Source organism: Candidatus Eisenbacteria bacterium (genome assembly GCA_035577985.1).
Lineage (GTDB): Bacteria > Desulfobacterota > Binatia > DP-6 > DP-6 > DATJZY01.
Genome location: DATJZY010000077.1, coordinates 1 through 19,571, shown reverse-complemented (window position 1 = coordinate 19,571; position 19,571 = coordinate 1). Strand labels below are relative to the sequence as shown.

The following is a 19,571-nucleotide window of genomic DNA, read 5'->3' as shown; positions in this document are numbered from 1 at the left end:
CCGCCAGCCGAGCGCGCGGGTCAGTCGGTCGCCTCGTAGAGAAGGAGCTCGTGGACGCCCCAGCGGGTCCAGTTGCTCCAGAGATCGAAGGGGCTTCCGTCGGTGTGCTTGGGGCGGACGATGCGCAGGTGCTGTGTGGTGACGTCGGGCAACGCCACCTCGACGGCCAGGCGATCGGGGTCGGTCCGCATGCCGACGAGCGGCGCTTCGCCGAACGGTGGCGCCGTCACCGTCGTCCACGTATCGCCGTCGGCCGACGTCTCGATCCGGTAGAGGCGGAGGAACTCGCCGAAGTGGGGGCCGAGCTCGATGACGAGACGCCGCAGGCGGCGCGGTGCCGGAAGATCGACGCGCAGCCAGGCGTCCACCTTCTCGTCGACGTCGTCGATCCAATGCGTCGCGACGTCGCCGTCGACGGCCGCGCGCGCGTCGCCATGGCTCGAGGTCGTGAGCGCGAGCGCCTCGCGCGCAATCGGCCGATCGGGGGGGCGGACGGGCGCGGGCGGCGCGGAGACGATCTCGACCGCACACGCGTCGTCGTCGGCGTAGCGCAGGGCAAGCTCCGGGTGGTCGCCGTGGTCGATCTCCACGCAGATGTTCCGCCGCGCCGGCGGGAGGCTCGCCGGATGGAGGATCGCGTAGCGCACGTCCAGATCCTTCAGCAGCCGCAGGCTCGCCGCATCCGGGAACCCGGAGAAGATCGAGCGCACGTACGTCGCGGCCGGCGCGAAGCCGGTGTAGCCGTTGACCAGCCACTTCCAGTGCGCGCTCGATCGCACCATGTAGCCGGCGTCGACGTCCGGCGTCCCGATCGGCAGCTCGATCACCGCCGGGTCGCCCGGAACGCTCGCGAGCCAGCGATTCACTCCCGCCGATTGCCTGGCCCATGGCAGCGGCTCGAAGCGGGTCGCGGGCGGCGGGCCGAGCTCGCTGCCGACGAGCACCGCAGCGAGCACGACGACGGCGGCGCGCGCCCAACGGCCGTGCGCGCGCCGGCCGAACGCGCTCACGCACAGGCCCGCCAGCACGGCGAACGCGCAGAAGGCGCCGATCGCGGCGCGGCCCGGGGCGCGCAGGCCATCGAAGCCGGGGACCACGCGCTGGAGCAGCTCGTACGGGCCGGCGATCTCGGCCGTGAACGCGCCCATCCGCATGCGCGGCCCGAGCGCCAGGACGGAGAGCGCGAGCCCGACCAGGAGGTAGACCAGGCCGACGCGCCGCCCGCCACGCCCCGCCGGGGCGCCGCAGAGGCTACCGCACACGATGGCGGCGAACGCGCCGAGCCCGAGCACGGAGGGCGCCAGCCCCTGCCCGAGCAGGCGGGCGCGATAGTGGGCGATCGGCGCTGCGAGCCCGCCCAGGAAGTTGAGACCGACCGACGAGAACCACAGCGTCTGGACCGGATCGCGGGCGAGCGCGAAGCGCGCCCGCACGTCGGCGTACGGGAGCATCGTCGGCACCACGACGGCGACGCACGCGGCGAGGCAGAGCGCGACGCGCCGGTACGCGCCCGGCGCCGCCGGCACGCGGCAGAGCGCCCAGGCGAGCACGAAGACGCCGACCCCGATGCCGAAGTAGTAGAGGTGGTAGACGCTCGTCAGCACCTGGAGGAGGAGGACGGCGGCGAAGAGCCCGCCGTCGCGCCAGCGCCCCTCGCGCAGCAGCCGCTGGAGGAAGAGGAAGACGAACGGCACCAGGTGCGAGCCGAGCAGATGCGCGTGCCCCATGAGCCAGGTGCGGTGGGGCCCGAAGGCGTAGAGCGCGCCCGCGACGAAGCCGCCGGTCCACGTGCCGCCGAGATCGCGCACCACGAGCGCGGCCCCGATCGCGGCGACGACGTACGATCCGATCACGAACAGGTTGTGGATCGCGACCGGGTCCACCCAGGCCACCTGGAGCGGCAGGACCTGCACCGCCGCCCCGATCATGTGCTCCGAGAACGCCAGGGCGTCGCGGATCGGATACCAGATGTTGGCGTCGAACAGGTGGAGCGGCTGCGTGCGCAGCGCGTGTCCCGTCCACGCCATCATCCACGTGACGAGATACGCGTCGGCGCGGCTGGCGGCCGGGACCTTCGTGCCCGGGAAGAGGTAGCCCGCGTCGAGCGCGGTGGCGAGCGGCCACGTCCACCAGATCGCGCCCGCGACGAAGAGCGCGAGCACGAGGAGCGGCGAGCGTTGCCGCGCGAGCACGGCCGGGTCTTACACGTGCGGCGCAGGCGCCCGCAAATTCGCGCCGGCTTGCTCGGGCGCGACCGCGAGCGGTAGACGGCGGCGTGCCGCGCGGTCTCCTGCTCGCCGCCCTCGCGATCGGCGCCCTCCTGCGCGTCTATCCCTTGCACGTGCCGTTCATCCATCCGGACCAGGAGAGCATCCCGCTCCAGGCGCTCGGGATGGTCGCGGCCCGTACGTGGCGCCCACCGGACCTCGTCTACCCGAGCGGCTTTCTCTACCTGCTGCGCACGAGCTACGCCGCGATGGGCGCCGGGAGCGACCCGCTGGACGTCGTGCTCGCGTACCTGCGTGATCCCTTCCCGTTCCTGCTGGTCGCCCGCGTCCTCGCCTGCGCGTTCGGGATCGCGACCATCGCGGCCGTCGCGGCGCTCGGCCGCGAGCTGGGTGATCGCTGGACCGGCGCGCTCGCCGCGCTCGTGCTCGCCACCAACATCCTGCACGTCCGCGAATCGCACTACGGCACGGGGGACGTGCCCGCCGCCGCGCTCGTCACGGCGGCGCTGGTGGCGGCCGTCGCGTACGTGCGCACGCCCCGCCCGGGCACGCTCGTCGTCGCGGGGCTCGCCGCGGGGTTCGCGGCCGGCTTTCGCTACCCCGCGGCCATGGCGCTCGCCGGGGTGGCGACGGCGGCGATCGTCGCCCCCGGCGTCACGCTCCGCACGCGTGCCCTGGCGCTCGGCGCGGCGGGCACAGCGGCGCTCGCCATCTTCTTCGTCGCGACCCCGTACACGCTGCTCGACCTCGAGCGCGCGCGGGCGCGGCTGGCGAATCAGCTCTTCTGGTCGCGGGCCGCGTTCCTCGCGCCGCCCGGCCTGCCGCTGCGCACCCTGCTGCCGGCCGTGCTCGGATGGCTGCCGCTCGCGGCGGCCGTGCTCGGCGTCGCCGTGCTGGTGGCGACCCGCCTGCGCGCGGCGGCCCCGCTGCTGGTCACGACGGCGCTCGTGCTCGGCGTGCTCTCGCAGCCGCACCGCATCTTCGCGCGCTACACGCTTGCGGTCGTGCCGGCGCTGTGCGCGCTCGCCGCGGTCGGGCTTCGCGCGACGCTCGCACTCGTTCCGGCGCGCGCGCGTCCCGCCGCCGCCGTCGTCCTGGTCGGAGCGGTCCTCTTCGAGCCCGCGGCGCGTTCGGTGACGCTCGTCCGTCTGCTCGCCATCACCGACACGCGCGTGGCCGCCGGCGCCTGGCTGCGGGACAACGTGCCCGACGCGACCGCCGTCTGGATTCCCAACAGCCCGACGGGCTACGCGATCCCCGTGCTGCCGCTCACCCTCGGCGCGATCGCGTGGCGCCTCGATCGCAGCCTCGTCCCTGGCCTCGTCGCACGCCAGCGCACCGCGGGCCCCCCGGCCCCGGCGGGTCGCGTGGCGCCCTACGACGCGAGCGCGCGGAGCCTCGAGGCGCTCGGACGGGAGGGCGGCTTCGTCGTGACGTCCGACCATCCGGTCCTCGACCGATGGGCACGCACGCCGCCCGAGGTGCAGGACCTGCTCGCGGCGCGCGGCACCGTCGTCGCGCGCTTCGCCGGCATCGATCCTGCGGCGGCCGAGCAGACCCTCTTCGAGCCGATCGACGCCAATTTCGTCCCGCTCCGCGGTGCGTGCACACTCGACGCGCCGGGACCGACGATCACGATCTGGCGTCTGCCGCCCGCGACGGGCCGGGGCTGACCGCGTGGCCGGGCCGGGAGCTCCGACGTGGCGGGCGGCGCCGGCGGCGCTCGTCATCCACGCGCTGCTGGTCCTCTGGCTCACCTGGCCGCTCGTCGCGCGCGTCGGAGCCGAGCTCCCGAACACGCGCCTCGCCTGCCGCGTCGATACGCTCCTCGCCGGCTGGACGCTCGCCTGGGAGACGCACGCGCTCGCGACCGATCCGTCGCGCGTGCTCGACGCCAACATCTATCATCCCGACCCGCACGCCCTGCTCTATGGCCCGACGTTCCTGGCCGCGCTGCCGATCTTCGCGCCCGCGTTCCTCGCGACCGGCAATCCCGTCCTGGCGCTCAACCTGAGCTTCCTCGTCGGCCTGGTCCTGACGGCGGCCGCGCTGCACGTGGTCGCGTACCGATGGACCGCGTCGCATCTCGCCGGCGCGATCGCCGGCCTCGTCTTCCTCACCACGCGCTGGACGCTGCAGTGGTGGCTGCCGACGGCGCCGCCGTTCGCGCTGCTCGAGCTCTTCCCCTTCATCATCCTGGTCGCGAGCCGCCCGTTTCGTGGCGCCCGCGACGGGGTCGTGCTCGCCGTGCTCGTCGCCGCGCAGGGTCTCACGGACGTCCGCTACACGACGGCCGCGATCGTGCTCCCGTTGGGTGTGCTCGCCGCCTTCCGCCTCGCACTGCCGCGCACGCGGGCGGCCGGCGCACGTACGGCGGTCGCCGTTGCGCTCGGGCTCGTGCTCCTCGCGCCCATCTTCGCCGTCCACTTCGACGTCCGCCGGCGCAACCCGGCGATCGAGGAGCAGACGGTGTGGACCATTCCGCCCATGCCGGTCCGTCTTCCGGGCGGCCTCATGGACGAGAACGCGCCCACGGGCGTACCGCTCGCCTCGCTCGTCCTGATCATCGCGGGCGCCGCCCTGCGATGGACCGGGCGAGGCCGCGAGGCGACGCCGGATGCGGCCTGGCATCACGCCGCGCTGTGGACGATCGCCGGCAGCTTCTTCGCGATCAGCGCCTTCTACACGCCGAGCGGTGCGGTGGTGCGCATGCCGTTCACGGTGCTGCTCGACCGGCTCGGCCTGCAGCTCGTCCTGCGCGCGCCGCTCCGTCTCGGGCTCGGCGCCCTCATGGGTGCGGCGCTGCTCGCGGCGCTCGCGTTCGCCACCTGCGCGGCCACGATCGCGCGGGCGGCGCGACCGGGCGCGCTGCGCGCGCTCGCGTTCGCCGCCGTCGCGACGACCCTCGTCGCCGAGTACCGGTGGGGCCTGCCGGGTGGATGGCGGCCGCCGATTCCGGCGGCATACCCACTGGCGGCGCCGCCGGCGATGGCGCCCGCGATCGCCGACGTGCTGCGGGCGGCGCCCGCACCCACGCTCGAGCTTCCGGCGGCGATCCCTTTCCAGCAGACGCCGGCGATGTGGCGATCGATCGGCGGATGGTGGCCGCTCGTGAACGGCTACTCCGGCTACTTTCCGGCGGCGTTCCCGGAGCGCATGGCGCTCGCGGCGCGCCTCCCCGACGCCGCAGCGTTGGGCGCCCTCGTGCGCGACACGCAACTCGCCTGGGTCGTCGTGCGCACGGGTGACATGGGCTTTTCGCCGGCGCGGACCGTGTGGGGCGATCTGGCGGCGCGGCCGTCCGGCGCCCTCCGCCTCGTGGCGCGGGCGGGAGCCGATCTCCTGTTCGCGGTCGCGCCGCGCGCCTCAGAACTCGGTGTAGATGAACTTGAGCGGGCGCTCGGGCGCGTAGACGACCGAGAGCACGATCAGGACGACGTAGAAGAGCACGAGCGCGTTGTCACGGAGTAGCCGTCGCATCATGGAATCCCCAACAGCCGGCGGACGACGAACGCCGCGCGCGGCAGGTCGCACACGAAGAGCACCCAGCCGAGGCACACCACGTGGAAGGTGACGAGCGTGCCGGCGACGCGTCCGAGCCCGAGCGGCAGGCGCCACGCCGGCCGGCGCGCGGCCCACAGGCGATAGAGGTTCAGCATGACGCCGTGGTAGAGCCCCCAGACGGCGAAGTGCCACGCCGCCCCGTGCCACAGACCGCAGAGGGTCATCGAGACGAGCCGGTTCCACGCCGCGCGCCTCGGCCCGCGGCGGTTGCCGCCGAGCGGGATGTAGACGTAGTCGGTGATCCACGAGGTGAGCGACATGTGCCAGGTGCGCCAGAAGGCGGCGATGTTCGCCTGGCGATACGGGCGGTCGAAGTTCTCGGGCACGGTGTAGCCGAACAGCCGCGCCGTCCCGATCGCAATGTCGGAGTAGCCCGCGAAGTCGAAGTAGATCTGCGTCGCGTACGCGTAGACGGCGAGCCAGAGGCGCGCCCACGACGCCTGCTCCGGGTGCAGGAAGACGAAGAACGAGTACGGCGCCATCTGGTCGGCGATGAGCGTCTTCTTGGCGAGACCGATCACGATGCGGTGGAGCCCCGCGTGCAGGTCGACGGCCGTGAAGCGCCGCTCGGCATACTCCTGGGGGCGGAAGAGCTGGTAGCGCTTGATCGGACCGCAGATGAGGGTCGGGAAGAAGAGGATGAAGAGGCCGAGGTCGCGCAGCGGGGCGGGGACGAACGTGCCGCGTCCGATCTCGATCAGGTAGTGGACGTACTCGAACACGAAGAACGAGATGCCGAGCGGCGGCTGCAGCCGGGGCGGCGCCCACGAGACCGGCACCCCGAACGACGCGAGGCCGCCGCGCAGCGTGCCCGCGAGGAAGCCCTGATACTTGTAGTAGACGAGCACGCCCAGGCAGCCGGCGACGCCGAGCGCGAGCCAGCGCCGGCGGCCGGCGCGTCCCGGCACGATGCGCTGCGAGACCACCCAAACCGCCGGGATCGAGGCGACGATCAGCAGGACGTGCGGCGGATAGTAGTACCAGTAGAAGTAGAGCCCGAAGAGCGTGAGCGCCGTGGGACGCACGCGCGACGGGACGCTCCAGTAGAGGGCGAGCGTCACCACCAGGAAGACGCCGAACGCCCACGTGTTGAATATCACGGCGCGCCGCCCTCCCGCGCCCGCCACTCCTCGGCGACGATGTCGGCGAGGCGTCTCGAGAGCGTGCGCATGCCGGCCAGGTTCGGGTGGATGAGGTCGTGGAAGTCCTCGGCCGGAAGGAGCCCGCGCAGGTCGACGAAGCGTGCGCCGGTGGCGGCGGTCTCGTCGGCGAACAGCTTGGCGTAGGCGTCGGAAAGGCTCGCGTCGAAGTACTCGGCCGCGGCCGGGTCGCGGAACGCCGGGTTCTCGGGGAAGTAGACCACGACGGCGCGCGCGCCACGGTCGCGAATGCGACGCAGCATCCAGGCGAGCGACGTCACCTGCGGGTTGTCCTGCGGCCCGAAGCTCGCGAGCCGCTGCGTCTTGTAGGCGTCGAGGGCCTGGCTCTTGTTCGCGCGCATCCAGGCGACGAAGTCGTCGAAGCGCCGCGAGGTGTTCCAGGTCTGCCACGCACGGTACGCCTCGGGGGTGATGCGCGCGAAGTGGAAGCGCTCGAGCGCCTCGGGCGGGAGTCGATCCTCGGCCGTGGCCGGCGGCGGTGGCAGCACGGGCGGCGCGTGTCCCGCGATCGTACGCGCGAGGAGCCCCGTCGTCCCCTCCCAGACGCCGATGCGGACGAACGTGCGATAGCGATAGAGCTGCCAGTAGCGGCGCACGATGAGCGTCAGGCGCTCCTCGCCGGTCACGGCGGGCATCGCCGGCAGATCGGTCGACGAGTCGAGCAGCATGCGCGACACCGGGGTGTCGAGTGGCGCCGTCTTGCTGAAGTCGCGCGCCGTCGCGGCGTAGACCACGAGCCAGGGATGGTCCTCGAGCGCGCGCGCGGCGAGCAGCGCCGAATCGGTCGCGGTCGCGCCGAAGGTCGTGAGCAGCGTCGCCCGCGGCGGCAGGCGGTCCTCCTCCAGCACCTCGTTCAGGCGCTCCTCGTTGACGCCGAGGAACAGCACCGAGCTGCCGACGACGTACGCCGTCGCGGGCGACTGCGGGTCGATCTCCAGGTGGCGGATGGCCGTGTAGAGGAGACCCCAGGTGGTCGCGTTCTCGCCGCGGAGCTGCGGCACCCACTCGAAGAAGAGGCCGGCGCGGAAGAGCAGGAGGTCGATCCCGATCAGGGCCAGGACCACCTTCACCCACGTCCACAGAGGCCGGCGCGGCGTGACGCGCATCACGAGCGCGCCCCTCGGGCGAACGGCATTGCGGGCCCTGGCTTTACCGGGTCCCGCCCGGGCCCGCCAATGCGCCGCGAGCTTGACCTCGACGCGGGCACGGGTGAACGTCGTTCGAGTGACCGCCCCGCTTCCCTGGCGCCACGCCATCGTGGTCGGCGCATCGTCCGGCCTCGGCGCGGCCGTGGCGCGCCAGCTCGCGGCCGGTGGCTGCCGGGTGGCGCTCGTCGCGCGCCGCGCCGGCGAGCTCGCGGCGCTCGCGCGCGACATCGGCGCGGCGACCGGCGACCCCGCGCGCGCCCTCGCCTTCCCGCACGACGTCACGCACGGCGACGAGGTGCCGGCGCTCTTCCAGCGCATCTGTCACGAGCTGGGTGGGCTCGATCTCCTCGTCTATGCCGCCGGTGTCATGCCGCGCGTGGGCGCCGACGAGTACGATCTCGCCAAGGACCGGAGCATCGTCGAGGTGAACGTCGTGGGCGCGATGGCGTGGTGCAACCCGGCCGCCGAGCGCTTCGCGCGCGCCGGCTCGGGCACGCTGGTCGGCATCTCGTCGGTCGCGGGCGACCGCGGCCGGCGCGGGAACCCCGCCTACACCGCGTCGAAGGCGGCACTCGACACCTACCTCGAGGCGGTGCGCAATCGCGTCGCGCGGCTCGGGGTGCGGGTCGTCACCGTGAAGCCCGGCCCCGTCGACACGCCGATGACGAAGGGCATGGACCGCCTGCCGCTCCTCGTCTCGGCCGAGGCCGCGGCCACGGAGCTGCTCGCCGGCGCGGCGCGCGGCCGCCGCGTCGTCTACGTGCCGGCCAAGTGGCGTCCCATCATGTTCGTCATCCGGCACATCCCGTCGTTCGTCTTCCGCCACCTCGACATCTGAGCATGCTGCCCGCCGATCGTCTCGAACGCGTCTGGTCCTGGGGCGGCGCCACGAGCGCCATGAGCTGGGTCTACCGGCCCACGACGATCGGCGGCCTGCACGAGGTGCTCGCCCTCGCGCGTGCCGAGGGGCGCACGATCGGGCTGCGTGGCGCCGGGCAGAGCTACGGCGACGCGGCGACCAACGCCGAGAACCTGTGCCTCGACACGTCGCGCATGAACCGCATCCTCGAGTGGGATCCGGCGAGCGGCCGCATCCGCGTCGAGCCCGGCGTCACCATCGGCCAGCTCTGGCGCTACACGATCGAGGACGGCTGGTGGCCGCCGGTCGTCTCGGGGACGATGTTCACCTCGCTCGGCGGCGCGGCCGCCATGAACATCCACGGCAAGAACAACTGGAAGGTGGGAACCATCGGCGAGCACGTCGAGGCGTTCGAGCTGCTGCTGCCGTCCGGCGAGATCGTGCGCTGCTCGCGCGAGGAGCGGTCCGACCTCTTCCACGCGGCGATCGGCGGCTTCGGCATGCTCGGGTGCTTCACGAGCCTCACGCTGCGCCTGAAGCGCATCCACTCGGGGCTGCTCGAGGTCGAGCCGATCCCGATCCGCAGCCTCGGCGAGATGTTCGACGTGGTCGAGGAGCGCATGGACGCCGCCGACTACCTCGTCGGGTGGGTCGACACGTTCGGTCGCGGGCGCGGGCTCGGCCGCGGCCTCGTCCATCACGCGACCTACCTGCGCGACGGCGAGGACCCGATGGCGGCGCAGACGCTGCGGGTCGCGAGCCAGGAGCTGCCGCCGACGCTCATGGGCGTCGTCCCGAAATCGCTCATGTGGCTCGCCATGCGGCCGTTCACGAACGATCCCGGGGTCCGTCTCGTGAACGCGACCAAGTACGGTCTCTCCGCCCTGGAGGGCCGCCGCCGCTACCGCCAGTCGCACGTCGGCTTCGCGTTCCTGCTCGACTACGTCCCGGACTGGAAGCGCAGCTACGGCGGCGGCGGCCTGATCCAGTACCAGACCTTCCTGCCCGCGGCGACGGCGCGCGACGTCTATCGCGAGATCCTCGAGCGCTCGCACCGTGCCGGGCTCACGCCCTACCTCGGCGTCTTCAAGCGCCACCGGATGGATCCCTTCCTCATGACCCACGCCGTCGACGGCTACTCGCTCGCGCTCGACTTCAAGGTGACGGCGCGCAACCGCCGCCGCCTGTGGGAGCACGCCGCGGACCTGACGCGCGTCGTGCTCGACGCCGGCGGACGCTTCTACTTCGCCAAGGACTCGACCCTCACCGCCTCGCAGCTCGAGACCTACCTCGCCGAAGAGCGCGTGCAGCGCTTCCTGGCCCTGAAGCGCCGGCTCGACCCCGAAGGCCTCCTCGTGACGGACCTCTATCGCCGCATCTTCCGTGGGCCCGACGCGATGGATAAAGAAGCCCGCGATGGCCGGATCAGCCCCTGAATCCACTGCGCCCGGGTTCGATCCGGACGCGCTGCGCGCGAAGTATCGCGAGGAGCGCGACAAGCGCCTTCGCCCCGACGGCAACGACCAGTACGTCGAGGTGACGGGCGCGTTCGCCCACTTCGTGGACGACCCCTACGTGGAGCCGGGGTTCACGCGCGCGCCGCTGTCGGACGACGTCGAGGCGCTGGTGATCGGCGGCGGCTTCGGCGGGCTGCTGGCCGCCGCGCGCCTGCACGAGGCCGGCATCGCAAACGTCCGCATCGTCGAGAAGGGCGGCGACTTCGGCGGCACCTGGTACTGGAACCGCTACCCCGGCGCGCAGTGCGACGTCGAGGCGTACATCTACCTGCCGCTGCTCGAGGAGCTGGCCTACGTCCCGACCGAGAAGTACGCCCACGCCCCCGAGATCCTCGCCCACAGCCGGGCGATCGGCCGCAAGTACGATCTCTACCGCGGCGCCCTGTTCCAGACCGAAGTCACCGAGATGCGCTGGGACGAGGGCGCGGCGCGCTGGATCGTCTCGACCAACCGCGGCGATCGCCTCCGGGCCCGCTACGTGGTGATGGCGAACGGGCCGCTCAACCGCCCGAAGCTGCCCGGCATCCCCGGCATCGAGTCGTTCCGGGGACACGCCTTCCACACCAGCCGCTGGGACTATGCGTACACGGGCGGCGATTCGAGCGGCAACCTCGCCGGGCTGCGCGGCAAGCGGGTCGGCATCATCGGTACCGGCGCGACGGCGGTGCAGTGCGTGCCGCACCTCGGCGCCGCCGCCGGGCATCTCTACGTCTTCCAGCGCACGCCCTCGTCCATCGACGTGCGCGCGAACCGGCCCACCGACCCCGAGTGGGCGAAGAGTCTCGAGCCGGGATGGCACCAGCGGCGGATGGACAACTTCAACATCCTGGTGACGGGCGGCTTCCAGGAGGAAGACCTCGTCAGCGACGGCTGGACGGACATCATCCGGAAGCTCCTCGTGATGGTGCAGACCGACGAGGGCGGCGCCGTCTCGCGGGACGGCATCGCCAAGACGATGGAGCTGGCGGACTTCCAGAAGATGGAGCAGATCCGCGCCCGCGTCGACGGGGTCGTGCGCGACCCGCGTACGGCGGCCGCGCTCAAGCCCTACTACCGCCAGTTCTGCAAGCGCCCGTGCTTCCACGACGAGTACCTGGCCACCTTCAACCGGCCGAACGTCACCCTGGTCGACACCCAGGGCAAAGGCGTCGAGCGCGTCACGCCCGCGGGCGTCGTCGCCGGCGGCGTCGAGTACGCGCTCGACTGTCTCGTCTACGCCACCGGCTTCGAGGTGGGCACGGACTACTCGCGGCGCGCCGGGTACCCGATCGTCGGGCGCGGCGGCACGACGCTCACCGAGAAGTGGGCCGGCGGCGTCGCGACGCTGCACGGCATGTTCACCCGCGGCTTCCCGAACTGCTTCATCATGGGGCCGCAGCAGACCGGCTTCACGGTGAACTTTCCGCACATGCTGAACGAGCAGAGCAAGCACATCGCGTACGTCGTCGGGTGCGCCGCCGGGCGCGGCGTACGCACGATCGAGGTCTCCGAGGAGGCCGAGGCGGAGTGGGTGGCGACCATCATCCGCCTGGCGGTGCTGGCGCAGCAGTTCCTCGAGGACTGCACGCCGGGCTACTACAACAACGAGGGCAAGCCCGGCGCGCGCCGCGGTCAGGACGGCTTCTACGGCGGCGGGTCGGTCGAGTTCTTCCGCCTGCTGCAGGAGTGGCGCGCCGCCGGAGACCTCGCGGGCCTCGAGCTGCGAGCCTGAGGCCCGCGGGCACGCGCGGCTCACCCCATCCGGTAGACGCGCGTCGAGCGATCGCGATAGACGAGTCGTCCGCTGGCACGCGCTTCCTTCGCGAGCCGAACCGACGGTCCGCGCGGGTACACCTGCCGGAAGAGCATGCGGTGCAGGACGACGTAGCGCACCTCCGGATGGTCGGCGAGGCGGAAGTCGGGGCGCTCGAAGAGGTGACGGCGCGCACCCGGAAGGCGCGCGACCGTGCCGTCGACGAGCGGGCGGTGGTGTCCCGTCTGATACGCCATGTAGTAGCTCGAGAAGAGCGCGAACGAGCCGCGGCGAAGACCCGACGGCAGATCGACCACGACGTAGTCGCCGGGATCGCTCTCGAGCACGCGGTAGCCGGCCGGCATGAGCGCCGGCACGGCGTGCAGGCGGTGCGGCAGCGTCTCTGCGAACGACAGTACGACGAGCGCGATCCCGACGCCGGCGGCGGTGCGCCACGAGGCGCGGCGTGCAAGGACGCCGAGCCCGCACGCCGTCGCGACGACGAGGCACAGCCGCGCGCCACCCACCCAGCGCCACGGCCCACGGCTCATCGCGAAGCCAGGCACCAGCTCGTAGAGGAGGCGATACGGCGTCGGCCATCCCGGCCACACCGGCGGCACCTCGCCCGGTTGGCGATAGAGCTCGAGCGAAGGCGGCCCCAGCTGCAACATGGGGCCGAGCGCGATCGCGAGGCAGGCGAGCGCCGCGAGATTCCACCGCGTCGCCTCGCGCGGCGCCACGACCTGCGCCAGGAGAGCTCCCGCGAGTGGCACGAGCCCGAGGTAGATCGACGACTCGAAATAGAGCCACGGCCGCTCCCTGCCGAGCCACGGCGGCGTGACGAAGCCGGAGAGGTACGCCGAGTTCCAGACGATCCATCGAAAGGGCGGACGCTCGGGCAGCTCGCTGCCCAGGACGCGCGCCGCGAGCATGATCACCGCGACGACGCAGGCGAGCACGACCGCCTCGCCGAGGACCCAACGCCGGGCGCCGCGCGACAGCGCCCGGACGACGAGGTCGACACCGCAGACGACGAGGGCCATGGCCGCGTAGTCCTGCGAGGCGCCGAACAGGACGGCGAACGCCGCGACGGCGGCGACGGCCGCCGGCCACGTGCGGCGCGCGGGCAGCGCCTGCCATGCCAGCAGCACGAGCGCGACCGCCCACAGCGCGCCCAGATGCGGGCCGTGGAGCTGCCGCGCGTAGAACGGGCTCGCGACGGCGACGAGCCCGGCGACGGCGGCGACCCCGGGGCGGTCTACGAAGCAGCGCACGAGGAGTGCCACGAGCGCGACGGTGGCCGGGACGGCGACCAAGTTGGTCGCGTTGTGGGCCCACACCGCGTGCGTGAAATCGTCGCCGCGGGCGAAGGCGAGCGAGAGCAGCCCGGTCGTGAGCCCGAGCGTGTGCCAGAAGAGCCCGATGCCATCCGGCGCGAAGAGGAGGCGGGTGTAGAACGGATCCGTGCCGTCGTGCACGGCGCGGCGAACCCACCACGAGTTCCATACGAACTGGAAGCCGTCGAGCGTCGAATCGTCGAGGATCGTCGCGCCCGGCGCGCGCACGAGCGGCCACGTGAGCAGGACCGCGGCGGCCGCGCCGGCCCCGAGCACCAGAGCCACCCACCCCACCGCGCCTGGGCCGCGCACGGGCCCTCGCTTGACCTACGGCGGCGCGAACGTCAAACCGCGCGCGCCGAGAGGTCGCCGCGCGCGGGCTCGGGCGTCGCGACCGTGTCGATCGCGCGCCGGATGGCCCCGTACGTGCGTGAGAAGTCGTCCGCGATGCCGCCGAACGGATCGCGGATCTCGACCGGCCCGTCGGTCATCAGAAGACCGACCGGGAACACCTTGGGGCGGGCGAAGGGATAGCGATCGCCGAGCCGCCGCACGCCGTCGTAGTCGAACACGAAGATCGCGTCCGCTTCGCGCACCATCGCCTCGGTGAGCGTCGCCGAGCGGTGCTCGCGCAGATCGACGCCGAGGGCGCGCGCCGCTTCGATGCCGAGCTCCGGGCAGCCGCGGCTCGGCTTCGGCGCGAGGCCGGCCGAGCGCACCGCCACGCCGTGGTTCAGGACGGCGCGCGCGTAGCCCTCCGCGAACGGGCTCCGGCATACGTTGCCCTTGCACACGAACAGGAGCTGGCGCGCGGTGCGGAGCGCCGCGCGCGCCCTCCCCGCCAGCAGCCGGCGCACCGGCGGCAGGCTCCACACGGCGGTGTGCCCGCTGCGCCAGATGCGGCGCCCGACCCGCACGGCCATCCGCCGCAGATCCTCGACGCCCGGGGCCGGATCGTCGAGCACGAACGTGTCGCTCGATTCGCGCCCGGTGAGCGCGTGCGCGAGCCCGCCCGCGAGCGTCCCGAGCGAAACGCGATCGTCGCCGGTCGCACGCAGGTTCTCCCGCGCCCAGAGGACGTCGCGCTGCCAGTTCCGACAGTACACGCCGATCCGGTACTCCTGCGGGACGTCGCGCTCCCCATGGACCAGCAGGCGATAGAGGTACCACGGAAAGTCCGCGCCGGCGTGCAGGCAGAGCGGGAGCGACGCCCAGAAGCGCCCGTTGATCTCGAGCAGCAGCCACGCGCCCGTATCGAGGTTCATCCGGAACTCGAACATGATGACGCCGGTGTAGCGCAGCGCCCGCACCATGCGCGCCGCCGCGTCGCGCATGTCCGCGCGCAACGGCAGGCTCACGCGATACGAATCGGCGCCCCCGCTCGGGCGCTCGTGCACGCGCAGATGCTGGAAGGCGAGCAGCACCTCGCCCTCGTGCGCGAGCACCTCGACGCCGACCCCGGTCCCGGGGAAGTATTCCTGCACGAGCACCTCGCGCGCGCCCGCGAAGTGCTGGAGCTGGCGCGCGAGGTCGCCGGGTCGCATCACGCGGCGGACGAACCGCTTGCGCTCGAGGTCGTCGAGAGTGAACGACGCGAGCGGCTTCAACACCAGCGGATACCAGGACTCTGCCGGGATCGTGCCGGGGCTCGCCGGCAGCGCGAGCCGCATCTGGCGTGGGACGGGCACCCCGTGCTCCTGAGCGAAATCGTGCGTGCGCCCCTTGTCGAAGCAGATCGCGTAGGCCTCGTCCGAAATGAGGTAGATGCGCGCACGCGGCTCGAGCTCCGCGCGATGCGCCTGCAGCGGCATGATGGTGGTGTCGTTGGTCGGGATGACGAGGTCGAACGCTTCGCGCCGGAAGAGATCGACGAGCGCCACCTTCCACGCGTCGTCGCCCTGGGTGTACGCCGGCAGGTCGTGGACGCGTGCGACGTAGCGCGATCGCAGCGCGACGGCGTCGGCCGGGCACCAGCCCACGTGCACGTCGATGCCGCGCCGTCCGAGCGAACGGACGACGGCGAGGAAGGCGCGATCCTCCTGCCCGAGGACGAGGACCTTGGGTCGTCTGTCGCGGACCGCCATGTGGCTTCGCCGCCAGCCTACCTCGCGCCGACGCCGCCTCGAAAGCGCGAACTCCGCTGGAGTGGCTATGGATCCTGCGCGCAGCGGAAGCCGAGGAAGTAGAGCTCGAAGTGCGGCGGATGATTGTAGCGGATCGTCGTGGTCACGCCGCGGTCGGGCAGAAAGAAGGCGCCGCCTCGCTCCACGCGACGCTGGCCGTCGGGCGGGCCTTTGGGATTCTTGCCCTCCCGCTGTTGGTAGTACTCGGGCCCGTACCAGTCCGCCGTCCACTCGCGGACGTTGCCCAGCATGTCGTAGAGACCGTACGGGTTCGGCTTCTTCGTCCCGACCGGCTGCGCCTGCTTGATGGTGTTGCCCGCGAACCAGACGTAGTCGCCGAACGGCTCGGGCGTCCACTTGGGTAGCCCGCCCTTGGCGGCCTTCTCCCATTCGGCCTCGGTCGGCAGACGCTTTCCCTGTGCGGCGCAGTACGCCTGAGCTGCCAACCAGGGCACGTTGGTAACCGGACAGTCGTCGCACGGGGACGACACGAGATTGCGGATCTTGTTGGGATATTTCCGTTCGAAGTCGAGGTTCGTCACCTCGTGCGCGTCGAGGTAGTACGCGTCGACGTAGACCTCGTGCTGGGGCTGTTCGTGCGAACGCTCCCAATCATACACCGCGGGATCGTCGGTCGCGCTTCCCATCAGGAACGTTCCCGCGGGGATATAGACCATGCCAGGTCGGGACTCCGGCGCGCTGGATTTGCAGCCGATCACGACCCCGAGCAGGAGGGCGCAAGAGAGAGCGAGCCGTCGCGCCACGCGCCGGCCGTCTAACGCAGCGCGTGCCCGGAACGCAAGGGAGAATCACTCGGGAAGAGCGGCCGAATTTGCTTGACAACGCGTTTTGGCGACGGTTATGCCTCGGGACGATCCTGCCATCTTCGGGTGGCACAACGTCTGGTCCATAGGGGGGACTCGAGGCAAGACGATCGATCGCATGCTCCGCCGCCGGCAGGCTCGCGCCCAGTCTCGTGCGAGCGCTTCTTGCACCGGCGACCGCCGACTTCGGGCGGCGACACGTCGGCGGACATGGATTGGCAAGTCGGCATCGACCACGCTGTGGCAGGACGCTCACGAAACAGGCCGATGAATGCCAACGCGGACAGGCCGCGATGGGAAGACGCCGGCCAACAGAGCCAAGTGCTAGGAGGGAGATCGATATGGTCAGCAAGATGAAGGCGCTGCTCGTGCTCGGCGCATTCGCCGTCACGGCGAGCGGCATCGCGCATGCGGCGGTCGCGCCCACCGCGAAGTGTGAGGTGGCCAAGGTCAAGTGCGTCATCAACAAGGTCAAGGGCAACCTCGGTTGCCAGGCCAAGGCCGCCAAGGCCGGCACCACAATCGATTCGCTGTGTACCCAGAAGGTCAACGACAAGTTCTCCGGCCTGCCGCTGAACAAGTCGTGCATGGAGAAGGCCGACGCGAAGAACGCGACGGTTCCCTGTCTCACCCTGGCCGACGGCACCGCGATCGGCGCCAAGGTCGATGCGTTCGTGGCGGGCCTCCAGACCACGCTGTACACGAACCCGGCTCCGACGGGCGCCAACGCCTGCTACGCCGGCCAGACGAAGTGCGTATCAAACTACGTGAAGGGCATCCTCGGCTGTGAGTCGAAGGCCGTGAAGACCGGCCTCCCGGTCGATCCGCTTTGCCTCAGCAAGGTGAGTGGCAAGTTCTCGGCGCCGCTCACGGGCTGCATGTCGAAGCTCGACGCCGCCGGCAAGGCTTGCACCACGAGCGGACAGTCCGGCCAGGGCGCCGCCACGCAGGTGACGTCGCAGGCGTTCATCGACGACGTCCGCGCCGAGATGATGCCGAACGCGGTCTTCACGATCGTCACGCAGGCCGGCTCCGGAAACTGCGGCACCGTCAGCAGCGTCAGCGGCGCGCTCCTCAACCTCATCTGCGGCGACCTGTCGATCGGCGGCGGCGCCGGCACCGTGCCTCCGGGCGCGACCCCGCCGGGCAGCACCACGAGGTTCTCGGTTCTCGGCACCGGGGCAACCGTCGTCATCGCGGGCGCTCCAGCTTCCATGGTGCCGGCGTCGACCCGCACCTGCTCGCGGACGGGATGCAAGTTCGGCTCACCGCTCCCGATCGCGAACGGCCCGCTATCGACCTGCGTCACCAACGACTTCCTGAGCAACGCCAGCGGCGCTGCGCAGCCCGCATCGGGTAGCTTCACCGGCAACATCCCGCTCGGGTCGACGACGGCAGTGACGGCCAATGCGGCCGAGCCCTGCCCGATGTGCGTCGGCGGATTCTGCGACTCCGCAGCGGCCAACGCGGGTGCACCCTGCACGGCCGACTCGACCACGCTCCAATCGCACGACTGCCTGCCGGCGGGCCCGAGCCTGCCGCAGTTCCCGGTCAACCTGGCCGGCATCACCACCGCCAGCTCGTCGGCGACCGCCCTGTCGGGTCTCTTCTGCCCCGGCCAGGTGAACGCCGGCGCGTTCGGCCAGCCCGCTGCGACGAGCATCGTCGCGAACGGCTCGCCAGCGACGTCCTTGTCCAGCATGGCCCACGCGTTGACCCTGGCGTCGGTGTTCTGCATCCCGGCGACCGGCAACGTGCTGATCGACGGATCGGCGGACCTCCCTGGTCCGGGTGCCACCACCCTCCCGCTCCTCGGGGTCGTTCAGTAGTCAGCAGCTTCGATCGGTAGCACCGAGCCCCCGGGCCACCCGGCCCGGGGGTTTTTTTTGCCCGAGCCCGCTGATTTTCCCTTCCACATCCGCACCATGTCGTGTTACGCGCTACGGAAGGGGGGCCTCCGCCGAGGGGGGCCCTGGGGGATCCACCCCGGGAGAGGGACCGACATGAGACGAGCGAAAAATGCGTGGCTGGCTCTTCCTTTGGCCGTGGTCGCGTGGGCGCTGGTGGCCTGGGCGCAAACCGCACCGTCGTTCGGCGACTTCGTGCTGTTCGCGAGCGACTCCCTCAAGGCCAAGGGGCTCGTCGTCAACTCCGGCGATCTCGGCGCCAACAATCGCTTCAAGTCGACCAAGCAGGTGAGCGCGCCGGCGTCGACCATCGCCGCCGGCACGGTGCAGCTCCATCCCAAATCGACCTGTGACGAGCTGCTCGCCAACTCGGCGGAGTCGGGCTCGTCGTGCGGCCCGGCCGTCGCGGTGCAGACGCCGATCATTCCGGACCTGGCCGCCGCCTGCGGCGCACCGTCGCCGTTCCCCGCCTGCGGCAGCGAGTCCGTCACGGTCCCGCACGGTGGCCAGCGCACGCTCAGCCCGCAGCCGAGCCAGTGGGGCAACCTGATGGTCGCCGGCGGCGGGCACGGCCCCGGCACGGTGATCCTCGAGCCCGGCTCCTACACCTTCTGCAACATCAAGATCGGTCGCAACGCGCAGCTCCTCGCGCGTGGTCCCGTGCATATCAACGTGACGGGCATGATCAAGTTTGACAACGGCAGCTTCGTCGGCCCCGAGTCCGGCTCGGTCACGCCGTGCGACGTCCGTATCTTCTCGGACGGCCCCAAGGTGCGCATCTCGCGCAAGGCGCAGGCGCAGGCCGTCGTCTGCGCCCCGAAGGGCGAGCTCGAGCTGACGGTGGGCGCGAATCTCGAGGGCGCGTTCTTCGCCCAGACCGTCGACAGCGATCGCGTGTTCCTGCGCGCGCCGGAGTGCGAGGTGAGCCCGACCAGCACCACCACCGTCACGACCACCTCCACCACCAACACGACCAGCAGCTCGACCTCGAGCTCGACCTCGACGTCTTCGACCACCACGACCCAGGGCAAGTGCGGCAACGGCGTCGTCGACTCGGGCGAGCAATGTGATCCGAGCTCGCCGTCGGGCGCGCTCCTGTGCCCCGAGGGCCAGGTCTGCAATTCCCAGTGCCAGTGCGAGTCCACCACCACGACCAGCACCTCGTCCTCCAC

The 19,571-nt window shown here is 71.6% G+C and carries 13 protein-coding genes; 7 read left to right on the top strand and 6 right to left on the bottom strand.

All coding sequences use genetic code 11. From position 1 onward, the window contains the following. Positions 1–20: 20 nt before the first annotated feature. Positions 21–2,192, bottom strand: a complete 2,172-nt coding sequence (locus VMS22_11560; GenBank protein HXJ34658.1) for a discoidin domain-containing protein — start codon at positions 2,190–2,192, stop codon at positions 21–23. An 83-nt stretch (positions 2,193–2,275) separates the two neighbouring features. On the opposite strand from VMS22_11560, the gene VMS22_11555 reads away from it, so the two are divergent. Beyond that, positions 2,276–3,901 carry a glycosyltransferase family 39 protein gene (locus tag VMS22_11555; protein HXJ34657.1) on the top strand — a complete coding sequence of 542 codons (1,626 nt, stop codon included), beginning with the start codon at positions 2,276–2,278 and terminating at the stop codon, positions 3,899–3,901. A gap of 4 nt (positions 3,902–3,905) precedes the next feature. Continuing rightward, positions 3,906–5,699, top strand: a complete 1,794-nt coding sequence (locus tag VMS22_11550; GenBank protein HXJ34656.1) for a hypothetical protein — start codon at positions 3,906–3,908, stop codon at positions 5,697–5,699. A gap of 8 nt (positions 5,700–5,707) precedes the next feature. On the opposite strand, the gene VMS22_11545 is transcribed toward VMS22_11550, so the two are convergent. Together VMS22_11545 and VMS22_11540 are read right to left on the bottom strand one after the other, a co-directional pair. Then, a complete protein-coding gene (locus tag VMS22_11545) occupies positions 5,708–6,892 on the bottom strand; it encodes an MBOAT family O-acyltransferase (GenBank protein HXJ34655.1) in 1,185 nt (394 codons plus the stop codon). Next, positions 6,889–8,061, bottom strand: a complete 1,173-nt coding sequence (locus VMS22_11540; GenBank protein HXJ34654.1) for an SGNH/GDSL hydrolase family protein — start codon at positions 8,059–8,061, stop codon at positions 6,889–6,891. The genes VMS22_11545 and VMS22_11540 overlap by 4 nt, the downstream gene beginning before the upstream one ends. A 100-nt stretch (positions 8,062–8,161) precedes the next feature. Between VMS22_11540 and VMS22_11535 the strand changes: the two genes are divergently transcribed. The 3 genes from VMS22_11535 to VMS22_11525 are packed head-to-tail and all read left to right on the top strand — an operon-like array spanning position 8,162 to position 12,187. After that, positions 8,162–8,938, top strand: coding sequence for an SDR family NAD(P)-dependent oxidoreductase (locus VMS22_11535; GenBank protein ID HXJ34653.1), 777 nt, complete (start codon positions 8,162–8,164; stop codon positions 8,936–8,938). Between the two features lie 2 nt (positions 8,939–8,940). After that, positions 8,941–10,395: an FAD-binding oxidoreductase gene (locus VMS22_11530; GenBank protein ID HXJ34652.1), complete on the top strand. Its 1,455-nt coding sequence runs from the start codon at positions 8,941–8,943 to the stop codon at positions 10,393–10,395. Then, a complete protein-coding gene (locus VMS22_11525; protein HXJ34651.1) occupies positions 10,376–12,187 on the top strand; it encodes an NAD(P)/FAD-dependent oxidoreductase in 1,812 nt (603 codons plus the stop codon). Before VMS22_11530 ends, VMS22_11525 begins: the two co-directional genes overlap by 20 nt. Before the next feature lie 20 nt (positions 12,188–12,207). Here the strand turns inward: VMS22_11525 and VMS22_11520 are convergent, their stop codons facing one another. The 3 genes from VMS22_11520 to VMS22_11510 form a co-directional block, all read right to left on the bottom strand. Next, on the bottom strand, positions 12,208–13,857 hold the full coding sequence (locus tag VMS22_11520) for a hypothetical protein (protein ID HXJ34650.1): 1,650 nt from the start codon (positions 13,855–13,857) through the stop codon (positions 12,208–12,210). Between the two features lie 32 nt (positions 13,858–13,889). Then, complete coding sequence (locus VMS22_11515) at positions 13,890–15,629, bottom strand: ATP-grasp domain-containing protein (GenBank protein ID HXJ34649.1); 1,740 nt, start codon at positions 15,627–15,629, stop codon at positions 13,890–13,892. A gap of 65 nt (positions 15,630–15,694) precedes the next feature. Next, on the bottom strand, positions 15,695–16,345 hold the full coding sequence (locus VMS22_11510; GenBank protein ID HXJ34648.1) for an SUMF1/EgtB/PvdO family nonheme iron enzyme: 651 nt from the start codon (positions 16,343–16,345) through the stop codon (positions 15,695–15,697). Positions 16,346–16,833: 488 nt separating this feature from the next. Between VMS22_11510 and VMS22_11505 the strand changes: the two genes are divergently transcribed. Further along, positions 16,834–18,321, top strand: coding sequence for a hypothetical protein (locus VMS22_11505; GenBank protein ID HXJ34647.1), 1,488 nt, complete (start codon positions 16,834–16,836; stop codon positions 18,319–18,321). Between the two features lie 174 nt (positions 18,322–18,495). Further along, positions 18,496–19,571: hypothetical protein (locus tag VMS22_11500; GenBank protein ID HXJ34646.1), on the top strand; the 1,076-nt coding region annotated here is incomplete at its 3' end.